29 protein-coding genes are annotated in these 23,922 nt (G+C 61.3%); 10 read left to right on the top strand and 19 right to left on the bottom strand.

Translation table 11 applies throughout. The annotated features are described in order from the left end of the window. Positions 1-31: 31 nt before the first annotated feature. A complete protein-coding gene (locus BMZ69_RS22700; RefSeq protein ID WP_092161064.1) occupies positions 32-376 on the bottom strand; it encodes a JAB domain-containing protein in 345 nt (114 codons plus the stop codon). Continuing rightward, complete coding sequence (locus BMZ69_RS22695) at positions 300-530, bottom strand: helix-turn-helix transcriptional regulator (RefSeq protein WP_092161062.1); 231 nt, start codon at positions 528-530, stop codon at positions 300-302. The genes BMZ69_RS22700 and BMZ69_RS22695 overlap by 77 nt, the downstream gene beginning before the upstream one ends. A gap of 535 nt (positions 531-1,065) precedes the next feature. Here BMZ69_RS22695 and BMZ69_RS32470 point away from each other — a divergent pair. Then, positions 1,066-1,296 carry a type IV toxin-antitoxin system AbiEi family antitoxin domain-containing protein gene (locus BMZ69_RS32470; RefSeq protein ID WP_018429642.1) on the top strand — a complete coding sequence of 77 codons (231 nt, stop codon included), beginning with the start codon at positions 1,066-1,068 and terminating at the stop codon, positions 1,294-1,296. Between the two features lie 217 nt (positions 1,297-1,513). Here the strand turns inward: BMZ69_RS32470 and BMZ69_RS22685 are convergent, their stop codons facing one another. From BMZ69_RS22685 to BMZ69_RS22650, 8 genes are all read right to left on the bottom strand, one after another. Further along, a complete protein-coding gene (locus tag BMZ69_RS22685) occupies positions 1,514-2,050 on the bottom strand; it encodes a peptide-methionine (S)-S-oxide reductase (RefSeq protein ID WP_244543488.1) in 537 nt (178 codons plus the stop codon). A gap of 53 nt (positions 2,051-2,103) precedes the next feature. Continuing rightward, positions 2,104-2,598 (bottom strand): Dps family protein, encoded by a 495-nt coding sequence (locus tag BMZ69_RS22680; RefSeq protein ID WP_092161060.1) that lies wholly within the window; start codon positions 2,596-2,598, stop codon positions 2,104-2,106. Between the two features lie 198 nt (positions 2,599-2,796). Next, complete coding sequence (locus BMZ69_RS22675; RefSeq protein WP_092161058.1) at positions 2,797-3,063, bottom strand: hypothetical protein; 267 nt, start codon at positions 3,061-3,063, stop codon at positions 2,797-2,799. Between the two features lie 166 nt (positions 3,064-3,229). Beyond that, positions 3,230-3,511 carry a DUF427 domain-containing protein gene (locus BMZ69_RS22670; RefSeq protein ID WP_052818854.1) on the bottom strand — a complete coding sequence of 94 codons (282 nt, stop codon included), beginning with the start codon at positions 3,509-3,511 and terminating at the stop codon, positions 3,230-3,232. 66 nt (positions 3,512-3,577) lie between these two features. Beyond that, entirely contained in the window at positions 3,578-3,850 is a 273-nt protein-coding gene (grxC, locus tag BMZ69_RS22665) for a glutaredoxin 3 (RefSeq protein WP_092161056.1), read from the bottom strand. A 52-nt stretch (positions 3,851-3,902) separates the two neighbouring features. After that, the gene (locus BMZ69_RS22660) at positions 3,903-5,168 is read right to left on the bottom strand and encodes a thiolase family protein (RefSeq protein ID WP_092161054.1); all 1,266 of its coding nucleotides are present in this window, start codon (positions 5,166-5,168) and stop codon (positions 3,903-3,905) included. Positions 5,169-5,233: 65 nt separating this feature from the next. Beyond that, positions 5,234-5,977, bottom strand: a complete 744-nt coding sequence (locus BMZ69_RS22655) for a ferredoxin reductase (RefSeq protein WP_092161052.1) — start codon at positions 5,975-5,977, stop codon at positions 5,234-5,236. Next, positions 5,970-6,575, bottom strand: coding sequence for a sulfite oxidase-like oxidoreductase (locus BMZ69_RS22650; protein WP_092161050.1), 606 nt, complete (start codon positions 6,573-6,575; stop codon positions 5,970-5,972). Before BMZ69_RS22650 ends, BMZ69_RS22655 begins: the two co-directional genes overlap by 8 nt. A gap of 724 nt (positions 6,576-7,299) precedes the next feature. On the opposite strand from BMZ69_RS22650, the gene BMZ69_RS32180 reads away from it, so the two are divergent. The 3 genes from BMZ69_RS32180 to BMZ69_RS22635 are packed head-to-tail and all read left to right on the top strand — an operon-like array spanning position 7,300 to position 9,548. Beyond that, positions 7,300-7,773 carry a TlpA family protein disulfide reductase gene (locus tag BMZ69_RS32180; RefSeq protein ID WP_092161048.1) on the top strand — a complete coding sequence of 158 codons (474 nt, stop codon included), beginning with the start codon at positions 7,300-7,302 and terminating at the stop codon, positions 7,771-7,773. A gap of 3 nt (positions 7,774-7,776) precedes the next feature. Then, positions 7,777-8,268 carry a DM13 domain-containing protein gene (locus BMZ69_RS22640; protein ID WP_092161046.1) on the top strand — a complete coding sequence of 164 codons (492 nt, stop codon included), beginning with the start codon at positions 7,777-7,779 and terminating at the stop codon, positions 8,266-8,268. An 8-nt stretch (positions 8,269-8,276) separates the two neighbouring features. Continuing rightward, positions 8,277-9,548 (top strand): MFS transporter, encoded by a 1,272-nt coding sequence (locus BMZ69_RS22635; protein ID WP_092161043.1) that lies wholly within the window; start codon positions 8,277-8,279, stop codon positions 9,546-9,548. 21 nt (positions 9,549-9,569) lie between these two features. Here the strand turns inward: BMZ69_RS22635 and BMZ69_RS22630 are convergent, their stop codons facing one another. The 7 genes from BMZ69_RS22630 to BMZ69_RS22600 all read right to left on the bottom strand — a co-directional run bounded on the left by BMZ69_RS22630 (position 9,570) and on the right by BMZ69_RS22600 (position 14,592). Beyond that, the gene (locus BMZ69_RS22630; protein ID WP_092161041.1) at positions 9,570-10,019 is read right to left on the bottom strand and encodes a hypothetical protein; all 450 of its coding nucleotides are present in this window, start codon (positions 10,017-10,019) and stop codon (positions 9,570-9,572) included. Between the two features lie 91 nt (positions 10,020-10,110). After that, positions 10,111-10,671 carry a hypothetical protein gene (locus BMZ69_RS22625; protein ID WP_244543487.1) on the bottom strand — a complete coding sequence of 187 codons (561 nt, stop codon included), beginning with the start codon at positions 10,669-10,671 and terminating at the stop codon, positions 10,111-10,113. Between the two features lie 106 nt (positions 10,672-10,777). After that, on the bottom strand, positions 10,778-11,746 hold the full coding sequence (locus BMZ69_RS22620) for a magnesium and cobalt transport protein CorA (protein ID WP_028720649.1): 969 nt from the start codon (positions 11,744-11,746) through the stop codon (positions 10,778-10,780). Further along, the gene (locus tag BMZ69_RS22615; RefSeq protein WP_028720650.1) at positions 11,743-12,447 is read right to left on the bottom strand and encodes a glutathione S-transferase N-terminal domain-containing protein; all 705 of its coding nucleotides are present in this window, start codon (positions 12,445-12,447) and stop codon (positions 11,743-11,745) included. Before BMZ69_RS22615 ends, BMZ69_RS22620 begins: the two co-directional genes overlap by 4 nt. Positions 12,448-12,586: 139 nt before the next feature. Further along, positions 12,587-13,126, bottom strand: coding sequence for a peptide-methionine (S)-S-oxide reductase MsrA (gene msrA, locus BMZ69_RS22610; protein WP_028720651.1), 540 nt, complete (start codon positions 13,124-13,126; stop codon positions 12,587-12,589). A gap of 1 nt (position 13,127) precedes the next feature. Continuing rightward, entirely contained in the window at positions 13,128-13,571 is a 444-nt protein-coding gene (gene msrB / locus BMZ69_RS22605; protein ID WP_092161037.1) for a peptide-methionine (R)-S-oxide reductase MsrB, read from the bottom strand. A 145-nt stretch (positions 13,572-13,716) separates the two neighbouring features. Further along, positions 13,717-14,592, bottom strand: coding sequence for a LysR family transcriptional regulator (locus BMZ69_RS22600; protein ID WP_092161035.1), 876 nt, complete (start codon positions 14,590-14,592; stop codon positions 13,717-13,719). A 229-nt stretch (positions 14,593-14,821) separates the two neighbouring features. Here BMZ69_RS22600 and BMZ69_RS22595 point away from each other — a divergent pair, with 229 nt between their 5' ends. Beyond that, a complete protein-coding gene (locus tag BMZ69_RS22595; protein ID WP_092161145.1) occupies positions 14,822-16,054 on the top strand; it encodes an alpha/beta fold hydrolase in 1,233 nt (410 codons plus the stop codon). A 198-nt stretch (positions 16,055-16,252) separates the two neighbouring features. Here the strand turns inward: BMZ69_RS22595 and BMZ69_RS22590 are convergent, their stop codons facing one another. After that, complete coding sequence (locus BMZ69_RS22590; protein ID WP_210188072.1) at positions 16,253-16,729, bottom strand: MarR family winged helix-turn-helix transcriptional regulator; 477 nt, start codon at positions 16,727-16,729, stop codon at positions 16,253-16,255. Between the two features lie 201 nt (positions 16,730-16,930). Between BMZ69_RS22590 and BMZ69_RS22585 the strand changes: the two genes are divergently transcribed. From BMZ69_RS22585 to BMZ69_RS22565, 5 genes are all read left to right on the top strand, one after another. Further along, on the top strand, positions 16,931-17,353 hold the full coding sequence (locus BMZ69_RS22585) for an IS66-like element accessory protein TnpA (protein ID WP_092161030.1): 423 nt from the start codon (positions 16,931-16,933) through the stop codon (positions 17,351-17,353). Then, a complete protein-coding gene (tnpB, locus tag BMZ69_RS22580; RefSeq protein WP_092161027.1) occupies positions 17,350-17,706 on the top strand; it encodes an IS66 family insertion sequence element accessory protein TnpB in 357 nt (118 codons plus the stop codon). The genes BMZ69_RS22585 and tnpB overlap by 4 nt, the downstream gene beginning before the upstream one ends. A gap of 79 nt (positions 17,707-17,785) precedes the next feature. Continuing rightward, positions 17,786-19,309, top strand: a complete 1,524-nt coding sequence (locus BMZ69_RS22575) for an IS66 family transposase (protein WP_092161017.1) — start codon at positions 17,786-17,788, stop codon at positions 19,307-19,309. A gap of 467 nt (positions 19,310-19,776) precedes the next feature. After that, complete coding sequence (locus BMZ69_RS22570; protein WP_092161014.1) at positions 19,777-21,582, top strand: methyl-accepting chemotaxis protein; 1,806 nt, start codon at positions 19,777-19,779, stop codon at positions 21,580-21,582. Positions 21,583-21,584: 2 nt separating this feature from the next. Beyond that, the gene (locus BMZ69_RS22565; protein ID WP_092161011.1) at positions 21,585-22,049 is read left to right on the top strand and encodes a chemotaxis protein CheW; all 465 of its coding nucleotides are present in this window, start codon (positions 21,585-21,587) and stop codon (positions 22,047-22,049) included. 945 nt (positions 22,050-22,994) lie between these two features. Here the strand turns inward: BMZ69_RS22565 and BMZ69_RS22555 are convergent. Next, complete coding sequence (locus tag BMZ69_RS22555; protein ID WP_244543485.1) at positions 22,995-23,894, bottom strand: YeeE/YedE thiosulfate transporter family protein; 900 nt, start codon at positions 23,892-23,894, stop codon at positions 22,995-22,997. Positions 23,895-23,922 lie beyond the last annotated feature (28 nt).

Here is a 23,922-nt window from a genome sequence, read left to right as displayed (position 1 = left end):
AGCATGACGGGGCCTGTCACTCAGGCTGCTCTCAGATCAGCCCCAGGCCCTTGAAGCTGGCATGGCCGTCACGGCCGACGATGATGTGGTCGTGGATGGCGATGCCGAGCGGCTTGGCGATGTCTACGAGCTCGCGGGTCATGCGCATGTCGGCGCCGGACGGGGTCGGGTCGCCGGAGGGGTGATTATGCACCACGCCAACGAGATTTCCAACCTGCTGATTTTGCAGTATTATTCTGGAAGTTTGGAGATGATGGTGCCGCGCATTGGGATCGGTTGTTCGTGCCCGACCGTGATAATCACGCCTGATCACCCGTGTGTTCGACAAGTCGTTTGGATGCACGGCACTGCACTTTATTCTTTTCGTCCCACTCATCAAGCTCGTCAACTGGATAGAGCACCGCCTTGCCAACTTTGACGAACGAAGGACCATGACGCATGGCGCGCCAATTTCGGAGGGTCCCAACGGAGATGCCACCGCGGTAGCGCTCCGCCACCTCTTCCGGAGTAAGGAATTTGCTTTCTGCCATTTCTGCCTCCGTCCGCCGCAACGACTGAGGTCGTGTCGCCGATTCTAGGTTGACGATCGCGTGTAGGCGATGAGGCCGAAGGCCGTCCCTCCGGATCACCACTTTCATCACCCAGGCCCGGGCGCTCACGCTTCTGCACCGACATCAATGCTGTGCAATTTTCTTCCGCAAAAGCGCTTTCAGGTGAGTGTCGGGAAAATGGATACAGGCGACGCCACATCGGCGGGGTTGCGCTCTCTGCCAGGTGACCGCGGCAGCGGTCAGGTGCGGCATAGGTGTCGCTACGTCGACGAATGAGGCGTTTTTCGAGGTCACTGCGGGGCGGTTGCAGGCGGGGGGGGGGAAGACGCGACTCCCTTCAAAATCCGGTTCCGAGAGGAGTGTCGGTTCGATTCCGACCACCCGCACCACCTTTAATCTCAAGGTAAACCGACGGCCAAAAAGTTCGAATCTCACCCGGCTCGCCGGAGTCGGTGAAAATGCGAACTTCGATCTGCCGATTCCCCTCAATCATATCCAAAGGCCCGCCGTCAAGATGCGCAAGCGTGATCGACTGAGAGCAGAAAGGATTGTCGCCGCCGGCGGGCCGATGCCGAATCTCCGAGAGCGCGCAGTGATGTTGGCGGAGAAGCTAGGCGAAGTCCGCACCCGTGATTTGACGGAGGTCGGCATTCCTCGGTGCTACTTAACAAGGATGTGCGAGGAAGGACTGTTGATCAAGGTTGGCTACGGGCGTTACCGCGCTGTTCCACGGCGAGCCGCTTAACCGGAACGCTGCCGGCCGTCAGTCCGAAGATGGGCCGAATAGGCGCACCGCGCTGTCGATGATCAGTTGGGGTCGCGGTTGGTGTAGTTGAGAGCAACCCATGCGTATCCGACAGGGTTGCGGCGGACATGGCCGATTCCGGGGAACGCCGTATGGGGCATGGCAATCAAGGTCTCATTACGCGCGAACTCGTCGAATGCTTCAGCACGGAGCCGCATTAGAACCACGAGCCATCACCGCTATCGATGACTTGCCGGACAGTCGGGTTCGCTTCAGGGAGCGCCAGTTCCGAAAAGTGCCGTCGGATATGATCCAGCTTGGGATCGATGTAGCGGCGGCAGAAGGGCCTGCTCGGGTCGGTTCGATAGTAGTTTTGGTAACGCTCGTCCGACGCTCTGAAACCTTTAAACGGGAGGACCAGGGTGTGCACCGCCTTGGCAGACGCGCCGGCGAAGCGGACGATCGCCTGTTCGGCCTCAGGCCGCTGGCTCTCTTCAAAGATGTAGATCGCGCTACGGTATTTGCTGCGAGGTGAACGGGCCCTGGCAGCGGAATGCGTTCTGAGATGGACCTCGGAAAGCGTCGCCAACGGAATAACCGATGGATCGAAGGTAACGATCACGCCTTCTGACCAGGTATCCGCCGGCGCGTCCGACTGAACAAAGCCCTGGTCGACCTGGGCGACGCCGCGCAACGCCTGGAACACTCCTTCTGTGCACCAATGGCACCCCCCTCCAAAGCCGGCCTTCGCCATCATCACCTCCACGCCCAGGCGTCATTCCTGACGTAGGTTTGCCCGGCGAAGCGCTAGCGGCTGATTTCGAAGAGGAACCACGCACGGCGCTCAGCCTCGTCCGTCCAGGCATCGATCAGGCCGGACGTCGCATTATCCTTCGCCTTGTCCGCGACGTCCTTTGCGCGGCGAAACGACTCGACCATGTGGAGATTGTCGGCGCGGAGCTCGCCCAGCATGTCCTGCGGCGTCACGAACTCAGCATCATTGTCCTTGATGGTCTGGTGGCGCGCGATATCGCCGATCGATCGTATGGTGGTGTTGCCAGTCTTTCGGGCGCGCTCGGCGATCGCATCGGCGGCGGCGAGGATCTGTGCGGCCTGCTCATCAAGAAGCAGGTGATAGTCCCTGAAGTAGGGTCCGGAGACGTGCCAGTGGAAATTTTTTGTCTTCAGGTAGATCGCGTAGCTGTTCGCCAGAATAATCTTCAGAGCTTCGGCGACGGTCATCGCCGCGCATTCGTCAAGATCAGAAGGCGTCGGAAGGGTGGCGGCATTGTTGTTCGTCATCGCTTGGACTTTCTCAATCTGGCTTACACGGGAGCCAGCACCGATTCCCCCACGGATGGTGATGTATAGAAGATGAATTCATCGCCAGACGAAGTCCAATGATCAGCGGCTATAGTTTCGATACCTTTGAGCGACATGCGCAATCGTAGGGGGCGGGCGTCGCAGGCGGACCGGTCGGCCGGGACCTCCACCTGCCCGTCAGGGGTCCGGTCGGAAATCCAGCACGAACGCCACGACCTTTTCGGCGGACATCTCGCACGGCTTCAGCAAGGTTTTGTCTGACGCAACGCGGTAGAGGTTGAAGCTGACAATGTCGGTCCCGGCCAACTCCCTGGCGAACAGGCTGTTGCGGCGCCCATCCGCGGATCGCCGGACAGTCAGGCCGAAACGCCGGCCTTCGTAGGCGCCTTCGCTGTATCCCTCCGCAAGCTTGGCGAAAGCGGCATCGAACCCGGCATGCTCCATCTCAATCCACCCGTCTTGATCCGGCAGAGCCGCAAGGATTCGACGCTGTTGGCGCCGAACGGCCCGGGGCAGTATCCTTCAGCCGAGCCGCTTCGGGATGGGCGGACGATCTGAGATGCCGGCGCTTGCACAGGGCCATCAGCGAAGCCGCCGCCTGACCGGTCTGCTATGCAACGTCCACGCCCTTCCAGAAAGCGACGTGATCCCGAATGCCCTCGGCTTCCGGCGTCGGATCGGGATAGGTCCAGGCCGCGTTCGCGTTGAGCGCATCGCCCACACGAACATGGAAGTAGCGCGCGGTGCCCTTGATCGGACAGACGGACGTGTGCGGGCTCATCTCAAGCAGGCCAAAATCGACCGCCGACGGTGGGAAGTAGTGGTTTCCCTCGACGACGACCGTCTCGTTGCTTGTGGCGATGGTGGCGTCATTCCAGATAGCTGAGACCAACGGACTCTCCTTTCCCGTTCAAAAACCGGCACGGGGTCACGGGGTGTCTGCCCGGGCCGCATCCCCTCAGTTGGCGCGCGGCGTGCGCCCGAGGAGTTTGTCGAGTTCGCCTCTGACATCGAGCTCGAAAAGCTCGTCGGAGCCACCGACATGCGTGCCGTTGATGAAGATCTGCGGCACAGTGTTTCGACCCGACGCCTCCGTCATGGCCTGCCGGTGAACCGGATCCGCCTCGATATCGAGTTCCTTCCATTGCACGCCCTTCTCCTTGAGGAGCGTCTTCGCCCGGCGGCAGAACGGGCACCAGTTCGTGGTGTACAGCAGCACATCAGTTGTCATATCGCGTCTCCGACAGTTGGAAGCGGATCGCTGTCATGGCGTTGATCTACGGTCAGCCGCGTTCGAGGAGGGCGACTGTGCCTTGACCGCCGTCGGCGCAGATGCTGACGATTGCGCGCGATCCGGGCGGCATGGCCCAAAGTTCCTTCACCGCCTGGCTGAGGTCGCGCGCGCCTGTAGCGCCGAACGGATGACCCAGGGCGACCGAGCCTCCATTGGGATTGACGCGGTCCCAGTCGAAATCGCCCATAGCCGCCTGGACACCGGCTGTCGCGCGCACCCACTCCCGATCGGTGATGGCCGCGACGTTCGCCAGGACCTGGGCTGCGAAGGCTTCGTGGATTTCCCAGAGCGCGATGTCGGAGAAGCTGAGTTTATGCCGCGCGAGCAGGCGCGGAATGCCATAGGAGGGCGCCATCAGCAGACCCTCGATGTGGAAATCGACGGCAGAGATCTCGTAGTCGACGAGCCGCGCGTAGGGGGTGCCCGCCGGGAGTCTCGCCACACCGGCTTCGGTAGCGACCCAACACCCGGCGGCTCCATCCGTAATCGGTGAGCTGTTACCGGCGGTCAGGGTTCCCCTCCCGCTGTCGCGATCGAAGGCGGGCTTGAGTGCGGCCAGCCGTTCGGGCGACGTATCGGCGCGCGGGTTCGCATCGCGCGCCAGCTCAGGCAGCGAAATCACGAGATCGTCGAAGAAGCCACGTTCCCAACCAGCGACTGCCCGCTGGTGGCTCTTGAGCGCCCAATCATCCTGCGCGACGCGCGAGACCCGCCAAGCCTGGGCGGTCTCCTCCATATGATCACCCATCGTCCTTCCGGTGATCCGGTTGGCCCAGCCCTTTGTGGGGAGCACGTAGTCTCGTGGAGTCAGAGACTGGAGGGCGGCAAGCGCGGCGGTCGCATCCTGCGCAAAGAGGTCGGTGAGCCGCTTCGATGCATCGGCCGTCAGGGCGATTGACGGCCGGCTCATGACTTCGGACCCGCCGACCATGGTGAGGTCGGTTCCTCCGCCCAGCATCCCTGCCGCAGCGAAGGTCGCCGTCATGCTGGTCGAGCATGCCAGGACGACGGAGAACGCCGGAACAGTCGGATTGAGCTTGGCATCAAGCCAGGTTTCGCGAGCAATATTGCTCCAGCCCAAATTCGGGATCACGGTTCCCCAGACAAGGAGATCGGGCTCCGCCTGCGTCGCCATCGCCTGTACGACAGGCACGGACAGAGAGATGGCGTCGTAAGCCGCCAACGCGCCTCCACCGCGGCCGAAAGGGGTCCGAAGGCCGGCTGCAACGAAGACGGGTTCGGCAAAGCGGCTCATTATGATCTCCAAACTATTTCTGGGCTGCACTTCCGCGACGGCGGAACGCGCAGTCGCTTGGGCCGCTAACCACCGTAGCGCTCGGTTTTGATAATGGTGGGGTCCAGGCCGGCCAGCAGCGCGCCCTCGGTCGCGATGTTGACGAAACCGTTGGACCCGCAAACGAATACTTGTGTCGGCTTTCCGTGAAGCCGAGCCAGAATTTCCTGGACCATCAAGCTGTCGATTCGTCGCGCAAAGTCCGATGCGCGGATCGGTCTCTCGCGCGTGATCGCCAGCGCCAAGACGAACGCCGGATCGGCGATTTCGATGGAATGAAGCTCTTCTGAAAAGAGAACGTCCTCAGCGGTTCGTGCGGACAGGAGCAGCGCTGTCGGAACGGTCTGGGCCAGTGCGCGGCGCTGCCGGATCATTGCCATCAACGGCACGAGGCCGGAGCCTGCCCCGATCAACAGAACCGGGTCTATGGCAGGTTCAGGCCATAGGAAATGGCCACCGAGCGGACCACGAAGCTCGATTTCGTCGCCGATCGCTGCGACATCGTGAAAGAACGGCGAAACTTCGCCATCCGGCAGGCGCTCGATAGCGAGCTCGACGGTCGGGGACGAGACTGCCGACGACGCGATCGAGTAGCTACGCATCGCACTGTAGCCGTCAGGCGCGGTCAGCCGGACATCGACGTGCTGACCTGCGATGTGCGCGAACGGTTTGCTCAACCGAAGGATGAAGCTTTTGATACTCGGGGTTTGTTGGACGATTTCGTCGATTACGCATGGCTGCCACGCGATTTGCGCGCCGTTCTCAGTCATTGGTGTAGCGTTGCTCGCGCCACGGATCGCCGTAGATGTGATAGCCGCGCAGCTCCCAGAAGCCCGCCTCGTCACGCGTTGTGAATTGCAGCGCGTTCACCCATTTGGCGGACTTCCAGAAGTAAAGGTGCGGAACCAGAAGACGCGCCGGCCCTCCATGATCGCGGGGAAGCGGCTTGCCCGCATAGTTGAGGGCGACCATCGCTTTCCCGGAGAGCAGATCCGCCAGCGGGACGTTTGTCGAGTAATTATCGTAGCAGTGCGCCAAGACGAAATCGGTGGGCCGATCGAGCCCTGCATCTGCAAGGATGTCTTCGATGAGTACGCCCTCCCACGCGGTATCCAGCTTGGACCAGGACGTGACGCAGTGAATGTCTCGGGTGATCTTGGTCTTCGGTAGGGCGTTGAACTCGCTCCAGTTCCACACTTTGACGGGCTTCGGACCGATCTTGACGGTGAATTTCCAATCGGAGGGCTCCACGCTCGGCGTTGGCCCGGCCGTCAGAACAGGGAAATTCTCCACGAGATGCTGACCTGGCGGAATCCGATCGGACTGGTCGCCGCCTGAACCGCGGCCGGTGAAACCTCTAGTGACCATAGCGAAACCCCCTTGCTTGTCACGACAGACCTGAACCGGCATCAATTCAGAATTCTGTACAAGACCTTTGCACGCACATCCGTCGAACGGGCCAATTGACTGAAAATCAGAATACCGGATGTTATATCAGTATAGAAATGCGTTGTACTCGCGTTGAGTCGTGATTATTTTATGTACACTATAGCGTCAGTTCAGTATGATTTCCAAATACCCTGTCGCTATAGTTTTGATAGCCTTCACAGTGGCATTACAGGCGTATCCCCGTTGGCGGATTTCGACCGGACCCCGTTGATTGCCAGTGGTGGTGTAGATGGGGGGCGAGATCGCCGTTGCTAACGCTACCGCTGAGAGGTCGACATGAGGGCAAGCCCATGCATTCGGCAGCAGCTACGATCGTCCGCGCTTATCAAAGGATAGCATATAAGCGTGGGCTGCCCGTCACTGCCATTCTCGAGCTGCTATGCCTCCGAGCTATGTAGGCGCGGCCCCCGTGGCTGGACAGATGTAAGGTATAAAAACTATGTCGCGCCGCTATTGGAAAATCTCAGCGGATACCTTCATAGTCTGACGCGCGACACCTTTAATGGCCAAGTATAGTCCGAAATAAACGTCGATATGATCGATCAAGACTTCAGGATGCAGGGTGCAATCAAGGTCAGAAGTTCGCATACCGTCGCGACGCTCGACCATCCGGCGGGCTTCTGCATCGGGGTTGGAGGATCAGATGAGCGTGGACGAACGACAAGCGCCTGAGTTGCGGGTGCAAAAATGGATTGGCGAGGATGGAAGAAGCGTGGTCGCGCCGCTCAAACTGGCGGATTTCGGCACCGGCCCAAAGATCTTGTTCGCATTTCAGCACTGGTGCCGTGGCTGCCATCTGCATGGGTTTCCGACGCTACGAGTGTTGCATGGTGCATTGAGCTACAAGGGCGTGGGGTTCGCAGTGATCCAGACCGTTTTCGAAGGAGCGCATGAGAACACCTTCGAGAAGCTGCGCGTGAACCAGCTCAAGTATGAGCTTCCTGTCGCTTTCGGTCATGACGAGCCACCAGTCGGCGCGACGCTTCCCACGTTCATGGAGGACTACCGCACACGGGGAACGCCCTGGTTCACGGTTATTGACGCTGGCGGCCGCATCGCTTTCTCGGACTTCCATCTCGACGCGGACCAACTCGTGAAGGAACTGGAGCTCGCGTAACCAATGCGGCGTTGGCTCATCCTGATTGCCAGCCATCTCGTCGTGCTCGCAATGGGCTTTGCTGGCGGCATCTATACGCTGCCGATCCTCACAGCGCCCCGCGCGCCGGACACGGCAGCCTTTCAGATGATCGCGACTGAAACGCTTTACGCAGGGCGCCTGGCTCGCGATCTCAAAGGCAGCGACCTGCTTCATTGGGGGGAAGGCGAAATCCGGGTCTCGCGCAATCGGATCGCACACATTGGGCGGCTCGCCCCTGGTCCCGACTACAAGCTCTACCTTGCCCCACGTTTCGTCGACACCAAGGAAGCCTTTCTCCAGATCAAGGGCGAATCGCTCCGCGTGGGCGACGTGAAGACGTTCAACGGCTTCATCGTCGAGGTGCCTGTCGGCGTCGATGTTCGCGACTACAGCGCGGTCGTCGTCTGGTGCGAAGCATTCGACCAGTTCATCAGTGCGGCAGAGTATCAACCCTCAAGTCAGGCTCGAAAATGAGCCCGGCGATGGATACCATGAGGTCTGCAGGTAAGCGCGGCCTAGTTCTCGCGCCAGTGGCGGCGCTGCTGCTGAGCGTCGCCGCTTTGCTGCTGGGCAACGGCCTGCTAGGCACGCTCCTGATCGTGAGAGCCGGCCAGGAGGGGTTCTCGACCGGCGCGATCAGCGCGATGATGTCCTTCTACTTCGCGGGTTTCACGATCGGTGCGCTCGTGTTGCCGCGGATCATCGTCTCCGTAGGGCATGTTAGAACCTTCGCCGGCTTTGCGGCCATCGCTTCGATGACCGCACTTTTCCATGTGGCGTTCGTGGAGCCGATCGCCTGGATGCCGCTTCGCCTGATTACCGGCTTCGCCTATGCAGGCATGATCCTCGCAACGGAGAGCTGGCTCAACGCGCACGCAGTGCAATCCACGCGCGGGCAACTCCTGTCGATATTCGGAGTCGTCTCGATGGGCTCATGGGCAATCGGGCAGGCGCTACTCAACATCGCACCGCCCGCCGACGTGACACTGTTCCTCATCGTGTCGCTCTTGATATCGGCGGCTGTGGTTCCGATCACCTTGCTGCCCAGTCATCCGCCGGCCCAGGTCGAACAGGAGCGGGTCGTATTCAGGGACCTCGTCCTCGCATCGCCCCTCGCTGCTGCTGGCGCGTTCCTGGCCGGCCTGGCTATCGGCGGTTTCTGGGGCATGGGCCCAAACTTTGGCCAGAGGATCGGACTCGATGTGGGCGGCATATCCGCCTTCATGGCTGCGGTTCTTGGTGGAACGCTGGCGTTGCAGTGGCCACTCGGCTGGCTTTCGGATCGAGTGTCCCGAAATCTTGTCATCGCCGGTGCGGCACTGGCGTCCGCGGCGGCTGCCGTCGGCGTAGCGATGGCCGCGGAAGCACCTCTGCCCCTGCTCCTCGCGGCGGGTGCTCTTTTTGGTGGCTTTGGCATACCGATCTATTCGTTGTGCCTCGCGGTCGCGAACGACGATCTTCCGGCCAGTCGGCTACTGGGCACCGCGCGCGGGCTTCTGCTACTCAACGGGATCGGGACAGCCGCGGGCCCCCTCATCGGGGGAGCGGCGATGGCTATCGTAGGTCCAGGCGGCTTGTTCCTTTATGCGGCGGCGTTGCTCATCATCCTGGCGGTGCTGGCCGTCACACGCAGGCAGCCGAGTCCCCCAAACCAGGCCAAGGCCGGCGCCCGTTGTCCGAGCACGCCGATGATCACGGGATCTCTCGATACGATGATATGCATGCAAGGAAAGACCCAGGACGTTCGGCATTAGTGTGGGCGGCGGTGGGGTGCCTTATTCTACGTCTTCTACTGTGAGATCCCGTCCGTTGAACTGCACGGTCTCCCCGGCTCGGGCACCCTCGATTGCTTCGAAGATCGGCGCCATCGTGGAAATGCCCATGAGCTCACGCCCCTGACAGGTGAACTTGCTCGTTGACACCGCGATCACAAAGTGGCGGCCAGACAGCTTGACGACTGCGCCTTCGTTGACGGCCAACTTGGGACCGAAATCGATCGTCCTGAGTTTTTCGAGTTTATCAGCATAGTCATGGAGCGTGTCATCGAGCGCTTCGGCGAAGTCGCTTGCGACCTCGGCCTGAGCTAGTTCGTCGTTTTCGATCGGTTCGCTCCGATCGAGCCGAGCGGTGGAGACATAATCCAGATAATTGTCGCGAGCGCTATGCAAGGCTGCAGTTTCCATCGAAAGCATAGTTTCCCGAATATGGTCTTTATTCCAATCCATAAATCACCTCGTTATGTTTCGATAATACAAATATCCGGTAGACTGGTCCGCGACCTCTTCGGGAGGGGACCACAGGGGCTCGCTGATCCTGCTATTCATCGCTGATGACGTCCTCTCCCTGATAAGGAATTCTAATCAGCCGTGAATCTCGGATGATGCTTGTGACGAGCCAGACATATGACCGCTCGGCGGTATCGAAGCCGAGAATGCTGAAGGCTCCGCCGAAGGGGCATGCTGGGAAGTCTGGAAAGCCCTGCCGCACAACGTAACGCTCGGGATCGCGGTCAAACTCGCTCTTGTAGACTTTGCGCAGTCCGTGCTTGCTCGGCACATCCTGGTCACCTGCCGGGACTGTTTCCCGATGCGCTACGAGGCGCTCAGAGAGGTCGCGGTGACACATTTCGTCGAATACGTCGAACGCGTCGATCAACAGGCCCTTGTGCCCTGTCGCTGGATCGGTGATCGCGTAGATGTTGGAGGCGTCTTCTGCGTCACTCCCGCTTTCGAGACGTAACGCCGCGTCGATGCGAAGGGCGCAAGGGTCCAGTGTTGATCCGAGATCGAGATCGACGAGATTGCCGTCTTTGACGCGGTACTCGCGGTTGTAGCCCTTGGCGACGAAGGACTGCACTGTTTCTAGAACGTCGGTCACTTGGGATGTCACGGCTGCACCTATGCTTGGTGTCGTATTGAGCCCGCCCCGGCGTCGGGCGCGCTGTGACCGGTCGGATGACGGCGAGTTTTGCGAGACGCGGTATTCACAGCCACTTGGCCATCTTGAAGCGCACAAACAGGAAAAGGCAGGATATCGCCATCACCCCGAGTACGACGAAGTATCCGTAGGCCGTGTCCAGTTCCGGCATATGCTTGAAGTTCATGCCGTATATTCCAGCGATCGCCGTCGGGACTGCGAGTATTGCCGCCCAAGCGGCAAGCTGACGGGTGATCACCCCGATCCTTTGTGCTTCCAAAAGGCTGCTGGCCTCAAAGACTGTAGACAGGACCTGAAGGAGGCCGTCGACCATTGACTGCACCCGATCGACGTGATCCGCGACATCGTTAAAGTACGGCCTCACTTCGGCGCTGATGCAGGGGAAATGCCCGCGGACGAGTTTTCTGACCAGTTCGGCCATAGCGCCGAGCGTGCGTTGGAAGCGCGTGAGTTCGGCCCTCAGCCCGAAGATGCGGGCGACTTCTGCCCGTCCGAGAAAATCGTCTAACGACCGTTTCTCCATCGCGAGGACGTCATCCTCGATCATTTCGAAGATGGGCAGATACTGGTCGACGATACGGTGCAAGATCGCGTGCAGCACGTAGTCGACACCCTTTCCGAAGAGCGCCGGCGAAGCCTCGAGTTGCTCCCGAAGTTTGCCTAGCGCTCCGGCGTTGCCGTGCCGCACGCTGATGAGATGATTGTGACCGGTGAAGATCGCCATCTTGCCGTAGCTGATCCGGTCGCCGACCAGTTCGGCAGTCTGCGCGACGATGTATAGCTCGCCGTTGTAGACGTCGAGCCTGGGCGGGCACAGCGGGTGCATCGCGTTATCGATTGCCAACGGATGGAGGTGATACGTCGCCTGAAGCGCGTGAAGTTCGTCGGCGGTGGGATCCAGAAGAGCGATCCAGCAGAAACCCGAGCGACCCTTGTCGAGTTGGACGCGCTCGTCGATCGCGATTTCCCGGATTCGCTTGCCTTCGTTGTAATAGTAGGCGGCGATGACGCTCATGCCGACCTCGCAGGGATTTGCAGGCCACGCTGCACTGCCGGTCGAGCCAAGCCACGGCCGAGCCATTTCTGGATGTTCGAATAGTCGCTGAGGCTAAGGATGTCGCCAGCAGCGTAGAGTTCAACCAGCGCATTCACCCAGCCGAGCGTCGCGATGTCCGCAATCGAATAGTCGTCGACGAGCCAATCACGGCCTTCCAGTTGGCGATCCAGGATCCCGAGGAGACGCTTGGATTCATCGACAAAGCGCTGCCGAGGCCGTTTGTCCTCATAGTCCTTACCGCCCCACCGCAGGAAAAAGCCAAGCTGACCGAAGATCGGCCCGATGGCCGACACCTGGAAGAATACCCAGGCCAAGGTTTCGTAACGTTGGGCGGGTGAACTCGGAATGAACTGGCCCGTCTTGTCGGCCAGGTAGATAAGGATCGCACCGGATTCCCAAACGGCAATGGGGTTGCCGTCCGGGCCCGCCGGATCGATGATCGCCGGTATGCGGCCGTTCGGGTTTAACGAGACGAACGCTGGGTCCTTCGACTCGTTGTTCGAGATGTCGATCAGGTGGGGCTCGTACGCTAGGCCAGTCTCCTCCAGCATGATCGAGGCTTTGACGCCATTGGGCGTTGGCGCGGCGTACAGTTGCAGGCGGTCGGTATGAGAGGCCGGCCAGCGCTGCGTGACCGGAAATGATGAGAGGTCTGGCATAATTCTGCGATCCTGTTGCTACGACGGCGGCTGACTCAAATGACCACCTCATCAATGCGGGGTCCGATGACCGCGTCGTTTGACGACACGGTCAAGAAGAGTGCGAACCCGAGCGGCGCAGCGGCAACGTCAGTGAAGACTATTCCGCTGCGGTGTCGGCCGCAGGCTGCACATCGCCAGCCTTTTGGCGCTGTGGAAGCACCCAGCCGGGACGGGGGAAGTGACAGGTATAGCCGCCGGGCCGCTTCTCCAGATAGTCTTGATGTTCCGGTTCGGCCTCCCAGAAATCGCCGACCGGCTCGACCTCGGTGACGACCTTGCCATCCCACAGCCCGGAGGCATCCACGTCGGCGATCGTGTCCTCTGCGACGCGCTTCTGCTCCTCGTCGACGTAATAGATACCCGACCGGTAGGAGAGCCCACGATCATTGCCCTGGCGGTCCTTCGTCGTAGGATCGTGGATCTGGAAAAAATACTCCAGGATGTTCCGGTAGCTCGTCACTGCCGGGTCGAAGACGATCTCAATCCCCTCGGCATGCGTGCCGTGATTGCGATAAGTGGCGTCCGGAACATCCCCGCCGGTGTAGCCGACACGGGTCGAGACGATGCCGGGTCGCTTGCGGATCAGATCCTGCATGCCCCAGAAACATCCGCCTGCGAGAATTGCGCGCTGGTGCATGTTAGGCCTCCTCTACCTGGTTGAGATATTCGCCGTATCCCTCGGCCTCCATCTCATCGCGAGGAATGAAGCGAAGGGACGCTGAGTTGATGCAGTAGCGCAGACCGCCGCGGTCGGGAGGACCGTCGGGAAACACGTGGCCGAGATGGCTGTCGGCGTGCACCGACCTGACCTCCGTCCGGACCATGCCGTGCGCGCTGTCCCTAACCTCGTTCACGTTTGCTAGCACGATCGGTTTGGTGAAGCTCGGCCAGCCAGAACCCGAATCGAATTTGTCCGTCGAAGCGAACAGCGGCTCTCCCGACACAATGTCGACGTAGATGCCCGGCTCCTTGTTGTCGTTATACTTGCCCGTGAAGGGCCTTTCGGTGCCCGACTCCTGGGTAATCCGGCGTTGTTCGGGGGTCAGGCGGTCGACTGCTGTCTGTGATTTTTCAAACTTCATGATAGTCTCCAATAATTATATAGAGGGCCATGCAAACTACCGGTTAATTTGTCGGTCATTGCTTCAACTATCGCAGTGCGGCTTAGATTTATCCAATACACTGTGCGTATAGTTTCCATAGCGCCGAAGCTCCTCACGTTGTAATTCAGTCCCACTCGTACCGGGCTGCCAGCTGCGCGATCTTCCGTATCTCGACCGGTGCCGTGGAGCCGGATACCGTCGCGATCACGACTTCGCGCTCCAAGACGAATCCGTCGATCGGTCGAGTGACGAGGCCGTGCGCCGTGGTCGATCGCTCCGGAAGAATGCATATGGCGTGGCCGTCAGCGACGACCCGTTGCACCCAGTCCTCGCGATCTGATCGAAAGCGGGGTTGCATGAGCAAGTCTCGTCGCGCGAAGTGATCGAGGATCCGATCGCGAAACTCGCATTGCAGGCGATCGACGAAGGGAAATTCGAGCAAGTCTTCGCCGCGCACGATCTCACTGGCAGCCAAGGGATGGCTTGCAGAACAGCCGAGCACGAAGCGCTCCCAAAATAGAGGACGCACATCCAGCTTGCGTTCCGTTCTTGTTTCTCGCGGCAGGATGCACGCGTGGTATTTTCCTGAAAGGACCTCCGATGTGTCCTCGTTCGACTGGAGCGAGTGCAGCTTGATTTCGATAGATGGCATCTCCGCCAATGCGCTCTCGAAAAAGGCCGTAAATTGCTTCGGTCCGACGGTTAGCGCGACGGCGACATCCAGCACGCGGTGCCCCCCCATCGCCCAGTTCTCGGAGTGATTGCGGACGCTCTTAATCGCGACCACCATGCGCCGGAATTCTGCCTCGACGTCTTGGCCAAGGCCAGTCAGGCGGCTGTTCTTCCCGTCGCGATAGATCAGTGGCCCACCAAGCTCATCCTCCAAGCGGCGGATCGCGCGGGTCAGACTTGGCTGTGACACACCGCTCAAGCGAGCAGCTGCTGTGAAATTCAGCGTCTCGGCCAAGTTGATGAAATAGCTGACTTGATTGAGTTCCATAGTCCTTTGGCCCGTACGCCTGACAGATGCCCCTTCCGTAGGACCGCCTTAGGGAAGCAGGCCGCAGAAGTATGCTTGGCGCATATAATCATGGACTAGGGGCTTGTCTATATGCGCCAAGCATATAAATGATACCCTGAGATGACGACTACTGGTGGGCGGCGCGCTCCGCCCAGCTCCGTCGAAAGTGCTGAGAGCGTAATCGCCAAGCCGGCGTGCTGGAGGTTTGATAGACATGGCAGAAAAGACATTCGCGTTTGCTAGTGGGGCTGGCTCTCAGCTTTCCGGGCACCTCGAACGACCAGAGGGGACACCGCGGGGCTGGGCGATCTTCGCCCACTGCTTCACCTGCGGGAAAGACAGTCGCGCCGCCGTTTACATCTCGCGTGCGCTCTCGCGTGCGGGCATCGGGGTCTTGAGGTTCGATTTCGCCGGAACCGGGATCGGGGGTGGGATGGGGGAGGCTGTAAGCTTCGCGTCAGACGTCGAGGACCTCCGTGCTGCCGCCAAGGCGATGGCGGCGGCGGGTATGTCACCCTCCCTCGTCGTCGGGCACAGCCTGGGTGGCACCGCTGCGATCGTAGCCGCCGCCGACTTGCCTGACGTTGCGGCGGTCGTGACGATTGGTGCGCCGGCCGACCTTCAGCATATTTTACGCCTCTTCGGACCGAATGATTTGGACACCATCGCAAGCGCCGGTGAGGCGTCGGTAGAGATCGCCGGCAGACCCTTCCTCATTCGCCGTAGCTTCCTTGAGGCGGTCGAGGGGATCGACGTCGAGAAGTCCATTGCCTCTATGCGACGTCCGGTGCTGGTCATGCACTCTCCTCTGGATCAAGTGGTCGGCATCGACCACGCGTCGCGCATCTTCGTCGCGTCCAGGCATCCTAAAAGCTTCATCTCGCTCGACACGGCGGATCACCTCCTCACCGACGTTGCAGACGCGAACTACGCCTCGGCTATGGTAGCTGCGTGGGCGAGCCGCTTTCTCCCACCGCTCACGACGGATCTTCCGCAGGTCGAGGTTGCCAAGGGCGTCGTCGCCACCGAAACTCTTGCGGGGAAGTTCCAACTCAAGGTCCGCAGCGGCGAGCACGCTCTGTTCGCCGATGAGCCAGCATCGGTCGGTGGTCTCGGAACCGGACTATCTCCTTACGAACTGGTATCCGCCGGCCTGGCAGCCTGCACGGTGATGACGATGCGTCTCTATGCAAACCGGAAGGGCTTTCCGCTGGAACGGGCGAGCACGACCGTGCAGCACGAGAAGGTGCCAGACATGACGCCGCCCGACCGATTCACCCGCACCATCGTCCTCGATGGCCCGCTGAGTGATGAGCAGCACGCTCGGATCCTCGAGATCGCCGATCGGTGTCCGGTTGATTTAACTCTTGTCCGGGGTTCGGACGTTCAGACCGAGCTCTCATGCACCAGTCAGGCTACGAATCCCACGAGGCTCGCTTGACCTTGGCGCATAAAGAGAAAGGCGAACGGACTGTGAGCCGATCAGCTAGCTGTCACTTCGCGCGCCCGACCTGGCGCTTGGACAGATCACGTCAATGAGCAAGTCGGCGATGCTGTCTTAATACCTGACGGATGGAGTCGAAAGCGCGACACGTCGCTACAGGCGGCGACTGCGAGGCTCCTACGCGTACTCGCTCTTCTAGCGGTCTAAACCTCGTTCATGCAATTCGTCTTCGATGGGGCAGTTCGTGCAACCCTCGTAGCAGCACAGGCGGCAGATGCGGTATGACTGCTCGAGGTTTTCCAAGCGATTTCGGAGAACGCGTTCAGCGATGTCCGATAAGATTTTCAGTTCGTCAGGATTGAGGATCGATAGCCCCTCTGAAATGACCTGATCGCGCGAGGCCAGGACCTCGTCGCTCGCGACCTTCCCGGCTGGAGTAAGATACAGGGAACGAGTGCGCCCGTCTGTCGAATGTTCCCTACGCTCGATCAATCCCTCGGTAACCAGTCGATCCACCAGGCGAACGGTCCCTGCATGTGAAAGGCTCACCCCGACAGCAAGCATACGGATTGAGAGCCCGGGCTCGTGCGCGAGCAACGCTAGCGCTGATGCGGCGGGTCCAGCTTCCGGCGCCCGCGATGAACTAGCGCGAACGATGTCGTCGCTGATCATAAGTGCGAACGCCCCAAAAATGTTTCTATCTCGAGGTTCATCCATTGACACATCTATATGTGCGCGGAGCATAGACAGCAAGTCATACCGTGGTCCTCTTCACCCTCGCTACTCAGGAGAAAAGTAAGCGTCGCCCCGACCCCACCTTCTCCTTAGCCAGGCTGGCGGTGATGGTGGCGATCCCTCTGGGCGGATCGTTTCATGTCTAGTTTTGACCCTACGCTTGACCCTAAGCCGGTTGTGGTTCGCCGGCTGGAGGTGCTGACCGGCGTGGGTGGGCGTCGGCGATGGTCGGCGGACGACAAGGCGCGGATCGTCGAGGAGACCTTGGCGCCGGGCGCGACGGTGTCGGAGGTGGCGCGGCGACACGATATCCGCCCGCAGCAACTGTTCGGCTGGCGCCGCGAGATGCGGATCGTGGATCCCGGACCTGCGGTGAGCTTCGTGCCGGCGCTGGTCGAGGCGGTTAATTCTGAGAAGGTCGAGCGGTCACGGCCGAGGTCGGCCCGAACGGGCCGCGGCGATATCGAACTGGAGTTTCAGGGCGTGGTGGTGCGCGTGCGCCGCGGCGCGGAGGCCAAGACCGTGGCGGCGGTGATCAAGGCGTTGAAGGCCACCCGGTGATCGGGCCGACGGGCGCGGTCCGGGTGATGGTTGCGACCCGGCCGGTGGACTTCCGCAAGGGCGCCGAGGGCCTGGCGGCCCTGGTCAGGGAGCAGATGCACACCGATCCGTTTTCAGGGGTGGTCTATGTGTTCCGGGCCAAGCGGGCCGATCGGATCAAGCTGATCTTCTGGGACGGCACGGGGCTGGTCCTCTACGCCAAGCGGCTGGAGGACGGTGAGTTCCGCTGGCCGAAGGTCCAGGACGGGGTGATGCGGCTGACCGCGGCCCAGCTCGGAGCCCTGCTGGAAGGTCTCGACTGGCGGCGCGTCCACGAGGTCCGGCGGACCCGGACGCCGGTGGCGATCGCCTGATCGGAACCCCTGCGACGAGGTGACTCAGGGGCCACGCGGAGGCGCCTCAAGCGGCGTTCGATGTGCTGTAATCCTGGCCATGACGTCGCTCGCCGACACCCTCCCGGACGACCTGGCCACGCTGAAGGCGATGGTCCTGGCCGAGCGGGCGCGGGCCGATCGGCTGGCCCAGATCCTCAAGGAGATGCAGCGCCATCGGTTCGGCCGCCGGGCGGAGACTCTGCCGCAGGACCAGCTGGAGTTGGGGCTGGAAGACGTCCAGCAGGTTGAGGCGGACGAAGCCGCCAAGGTCGAGAAGGGCGATCCCGAACGTCTCGCCGCCACGACAACCCGGCGTCGGGCGAACCGCGGTTCGCTGCCGGATCACCTGCCCAGGATTGAGACGCTGGTCGATATTGAGGACAAGACCTGCCCCTGCTGCTCGGGCGCTCTGCACCTGATCGGCGAGGACCGCGCCGAGCGGCTGGACATCGTGCCGGCCCAGCTTCGGGTTCTGGTGGTGCGCCGGCCGAAGTACGCCTGCCGAGCCTGCGAGGACGTGGTGGTCCAGGCCCCGGCGCCAGCCCGGCTGATCGAGGGCGGCATCCCCACCGAGGCCACCGTCGCCCATGTGGTGGTGGGCAAGTATGCCGATCACCTGCCGCTCTACCGCCAGGCCCAGATCTACGCCCGCCAGGGGATCAGGCTCGATCGCTCGACCTTGGCCGACTGGGTGGGCCGCGCGGCCTTTCTGCTCCGACCGGTCCACGAGCGGTTGCTGGAGACGTTGAAGCGATCGGGGAAGCTGTTCGCCGACGAGACGACGGCGCCGGTGCTCGATCCCGGACGTGGCCGCACCAAGACCGGCCAGCTCTGGGCCTATGCTCGGGACGACCGACCCTGTGGCGGATTGGACCCACCGGGCGTGGCCTATGTCTATGCCCCCGACCGCAAGGCTGAGCGGCCGATGGCCCACCTGCAAGGCTTCGCCGGCGTGCTGCAGGTCGATGGCTATGGCGGCTACCGGGTGCTGGCCGACAAGACCGGCGTACGTCTGGCCTTCTGCTGGGCCCATGTGCGCCGTCGCTTCTATGAACTTGCCGCGGTCGGCCCCGCTCCGATCGCCAACGAAGCCCTGGACCGGATCAAGGCACTCTACGCCATCGAGGCCGAGATCCGCGGGCAGGATCCCGAGGCCCGCCTTGCGGCCCGCCAGGAGCGAAGCAGTCCGGTCGTCGAGGACCTTGAACCCTGGCTCCGCGCCAAGCTCGAGATCATAAGCCAGAAGACCAAGCTAGCCGAAGCCATCCGCTACGCGCTCTCGCGCTGGCAAGGCTTGACCCTCTTCCTCGACGACGGCCGCGTCGAGATCGACAACAACACCGTCGAGCGCTCCATCCGGCCCCTGGCGCTCACCCGCAAGAACGCCCTGTTCGCCGGTTCCGACGGCGGCGCCGAGCACTGGGCCACCCTCGCCTCGCTCATCGAGACTGCCAAGCTCAACGACGTCGATCCCCAGGCCTACATCAACGACGTCATGACCCGCATCGTCGGCGGCCACCCGCAGAGCCGGATTGATGAGCTCATGCCCTGGAACTGCGCCAAAGCGGTCTGCGTCGTTTGAGGACCCAGCTGGCCAGGGGTCGGCAAGACGTCAAATTCAGTTCGTCGTCTCAAAATAGCGTCACATCGGCTGCCGTGGGCTGTTCGGCTTGGATTTGACCACTACGATCAAGCACCTTCGCACTGCGTCGTTTCCCCCGTTAGGCGTAGGTTTGATGCTATGTGGCGCCGCCGTCAGAGCTTTAGGGTGCGCCGATCTCGGAGCCCGGAATCAAGTTGTACCATAGGTTGCGCGGAGCTGGCGCTCGCCGATTAGGGCGTGTCGCTGGCGTCTATGATGCAGTGAACTGAAGGCGTGAGATGACTATTCCTAGTTGCAAGTCTAGCACTCTGAGGTGTCCGGCGAGTGCATACTTGGTTAACACCTTCCATATATTATAGCTTTGCCCGAGTGTTCTGTGTTCGTGGCTTAGGGTTCGCGAACAGCTCAAATTGGGTAGATTGATTACGCAACCTCAGGAGCGTGCGATGTTCGGCATCCAACTTAACTCGGGATCGGAGGCGTCATGCACGCTCGCCGCGATTGGCCAGGCCCTGGCGATCATCGAGTTCGATAAGAGCGGCAAGATCCTGGGGGCGAATGAGAACTTCTGCGCCGCCATCGGCTACAGCCTGGCTGAGATCAAAGGCCAGCATCACAGCATGTTCGTGGAGCCGGCCTATGCCCGCAGTCCCGAATACGCCGCCTTTTGGGCCAAGCTTGGACGCGGCGAGTTCGACACCCAGGAATATCTGCGGATCGGCAAGGGCGGCGTCGAGGTCTGGATCCAGGCCTCCTATAACCCGGTGCGAAACGCCAAGGGCGTGGTGACCCGCGTGGTGAAGGTCGCCACGGTGACCACCGCCGATAAGCTCCGTAATGCCGACTCCACAGGCAAACTGGACGCCATCTCGCGGTCCCAGGCGGTGATCGAGTTCACGCCCGATGGCGAGATCCTGACCGCCAACGAGAATTTCCTGAAAACCCTGGGCTACAGCCTCGCCGAGGTGAAGGGCCAGCACCACCGCATGTTCGTGGAGCCCACCTACGCCCGCTCCGGGGAGTACCAGGACTTCTGGCGCAAGTTGAATGGCGGCGAGTTCGCGGCTGCGGAGTTCAAACGCCTCGGCAAAGGGGGCCGCGAGGTCTGGATCCAGGCCTCCTACAATCCGATTTTCGACGACAAGAAGCGCGTCATCAAGGTGGTGAAGTTCGCCACCGACGTCACCGGCCGCGTCAATGCGGTGGAGCAGGTCGCGGGTGGCCTGGAGCAACTGGCGAAGAACAATCTGACCTATCGGCTCGAGGGGCCGATCGACGCGACCTTTGAGAAGGTTCGCAACGACTTCAACGCCGCCATGAGCATGATGGACGAAACCATCTCGGCGGTCTCCAACTCGACCAACAGCGTCGGCGGCGGGGCCGAGGAGATCGCCACGGCGTCCGACGACCTGTCACGACGCACAGAACAACAGGCCGCGAGTCTGGAGGAGACCGCCGCGGCGCTGGACGAGATCACCGCCACGGTGAAGCGTAGCGCCGAGGGGGCCAAGCAGGCCTCCGGCGCGGCTTCGACCGCCCGGACGGACGCCCAGAAATCTGGCGAGGTGGTCCGCGAGGCGGTCTCCGCCATGGGTGAGATCGAGAGCTCATCGAAGCAGATCACCCAGATCATCGGGGTGATCGACGAGATCGCCTTCCAGACCAATCTGCTGGCCCTGAACGCCGGCGTGGAGGCCGCGCGGGCCGGCGACGCCGGCAGGGGCTTCGCCGTCGTGGCCTCGGAAGTCCGGGCCCTGGCCCAGCGCTCGGCGGAAGCGGCCAAGGAGATCAAGACCCTGATCGCAACCTCCAGCGCCCAGGTCGAACGCGGGGTGAAGCTGGTCGGCGAGACCGGTGAGGCGCTCGTGGGCATCGTCAGCAAGGTCGCCGAGATCGACGGGCTGATCTCTGAAATCGCCCTGTCTTCGCAGGAACAAGCCACCGGCCTTGCCCAAGTGAACACCGCCGTCAACCAGATGGACCAGGTGACCCAGCAGAACGCGGCCATGGTGGAACAAGCCACGGCGGCGGCGAGCAATCTGAAAGCCGAGTCGCAGGAGCTCGCGCAACTGGTGGCTCAGTTCCAGACGGGCAGCAGCGGCGCGCGTGCCGCACGCCCGGAACTGGCGCAGCCGGGGCGGCATGCCCCCGCACGCAATCCTGTCGCGAAGCAGCGGGCCAAGGTCGCCGCCGCCATGGGCGGTGGTCGCGCGGCGGCGGCCTCCTCCGACGGCGGTTGGGAGGAGTTCTGAGCATGACTGAGCTTGACGCGCCATCTGACGGGCTGATCGAGCTGATCTCCTTCGAGATCGCCGACCAGGAATTCTGCATCGACATCCGCTCCGTCCGCGAGATTCGCGGATGGACCCAGACCACGCGGATGCCGCACACCCCGCCCTATGTGCTGGGCGTGATCAATCTGCGCGGCCTGGTGATGCCCGTGCTCGACCTGCGTTCGCGGCTGGGTCTCGGCGAGACCAAGACCTCCTCGCGCCACGTGTTTGTCGTGGTGCAGAACGGCGATCGTGTGATCGGCTTGATGGTCGATGCGGTGCAGGAGACCTTCGTGGTGGAGGCCAGTCTGTTGCAGGAGGCGCCGGCCATGGACTGCGACATCAGCGAACGCTTGGTGGACGCGATCATTCCGTTGGAGGGCCGGATGCTGTCGCGCCTTGTGGTCGGTGCGCTGTTGCCCGGTGAACCGCGGCTCGCGGCCTGACGCCCATGGCGGTAATTCCGTTCCCGATCCGTGTCAGGTCTGTGCCGAGCGACGAGCTAGGCCAGCAGTCTCTGCTGCGGGTCATCGCAGCCATCCAGTCGCTTGGAGAGCCCGCCACGCTTGCTGAGATCGGAAATTTGCTTCTGGCGAGTAGGGCGGTCCAGACTCAATACGAGATCGACGCGCTCTCTTCGATTCTTGCGCTGTACAGTCGGCCTGATGGAACTGAAACCTACCCGTTCCCGCTCTTTCGACTGGTTCAAATCGGTGGCCTGCCCGCTTGGGCGTTTACGAGCTTGCTTCGGCGGGAGTTGCGGGCCCGTGGTGTTGAACCGAAATTGAGAGCCGACGCGTAGCCCGGGGCACCTAAACTCGGCCGGGTGGCCCCGCGACAGCGCTTACGGAGAAAAGCGCGGTTCTAAAAGGGTTTCGGTGGATCTCGACTGATCGAGCGCGCCGAAAAAAAACGGGGCCCGCTCGTCAAGACCGCAGAACAGTTGATACCTGGCGGCTATAGGCTTGCGGTCCCCAACCCGACAGGCATGCCATCGCAAACTTCTTCAACAGCCCTATCGCAGCGATCGCTTTTTCAGCGTCGAGGTTGGACATCGAGCGAGATCTTTCGATTGGTCGAGCTACTAGACTCAATCACCAGTCGAATGCAGCCGCGCAGATCAATGAGCTACCCGCGAGATCAACCGTATGGAAGGCGAAGGTGGCCCAGTTGGCACCGACGATGTCTGACTCGGAGGCAAACTAGCATCCGTACAGACAGACGTTTGCCCACGAGCCGTAGGTCCACCCGGAGCGCGAGCCCCATCGGGCCGGCCGCCTTTGAAGTGGTCAGAATGGTCCAAGGGCCTGCAAGGCTTACGAGCTAGTCAGCCGATATTCCCGGTCAGGATATATGCTCATGTCGGCAGGGCAACTCCTTTGTTGCCCTTATCATGGTCTTGAAAGGCGGGGTCTTACCAACTTACCACGCGCTGCAAATCCGAAGACGATTGTTATCGTCATCAGAAGGTAGGCGACTATCCCGCCAGGTGAAAGAGTCGGAACCGCCGCGAGGATCAACCCATCATTCCCGCCGGGTATGAGCGCGATGCCGATACCCATCAATGTGCCGCCGACGAAAGATTGCAGAATGCCATTGGCTGTTGGCAATTGGAGACGCAGATTTCCCTGGCGAAAAGATGCGGTAAGGGCGCCTGCGATCGAAGAGATCACCGCAGTGAGCGCGACCTCGCCGGCCGGCGTCATTCTGAGAGGAAGGCCGCGTTGAATCAGGTCTACGAAGGTCCAGGCTGGCGAGAGCGCATATAGAAGTCCACCAGTGATACCGAGTCCAATCATCGAAGCGCCGAACGACCAACCCTGCCTTGTTCGCAGAACGCTCTTCATGGAAACGAAAACGAGTGCAAGCACGAGCACAGCAAGGAGGGCTAGGAGAGTAACAAGGCCTGTTACGCTTGGTCTTGAGATCAAGCTTGGCCATGTTGCATCGTAGCCGAACCTGCCATGGTCGGCAGCCAGGATACCAATCGCCAATCCCAATGGTAAAGCTAGAAGTCGTATCTCCCCATTCCCAAGCCGCGCCAGCGATCCGAGCAGGCATGTCCCATTAATGAGTGCGCCGAAGCCGAAGGTGATAGCGCCGATCAGCAGGAGGAAATTGATGCTGGTCGAGGGTACGAGTATTGCGTCCAGTATTCCCGTCCAGACTATTGGGACCGCAACCAGGCCTGCCGCTGCCGACGCTGCGAGAAATCCGACGAACATTCTCGGCGGCTGTCGCTTATGTAACTCATGGGCGGCCACCACTAAACAGGCTCCACCTTGGTTCACGGCATATCCGAACCCGAAGGCAAGTACG

Source organism: Allobosea sp. CRIB-10, from assembly GCF_900112185.1.
Lineage (GTDB): Bacteria > Pseudomonadota > Alphaproteobacteria > Rhizobiales > Beijerinckiaceae > Allobosea.
This window is presented reverse-complemented; position numbering and strand designations above follow the sequence as displayed.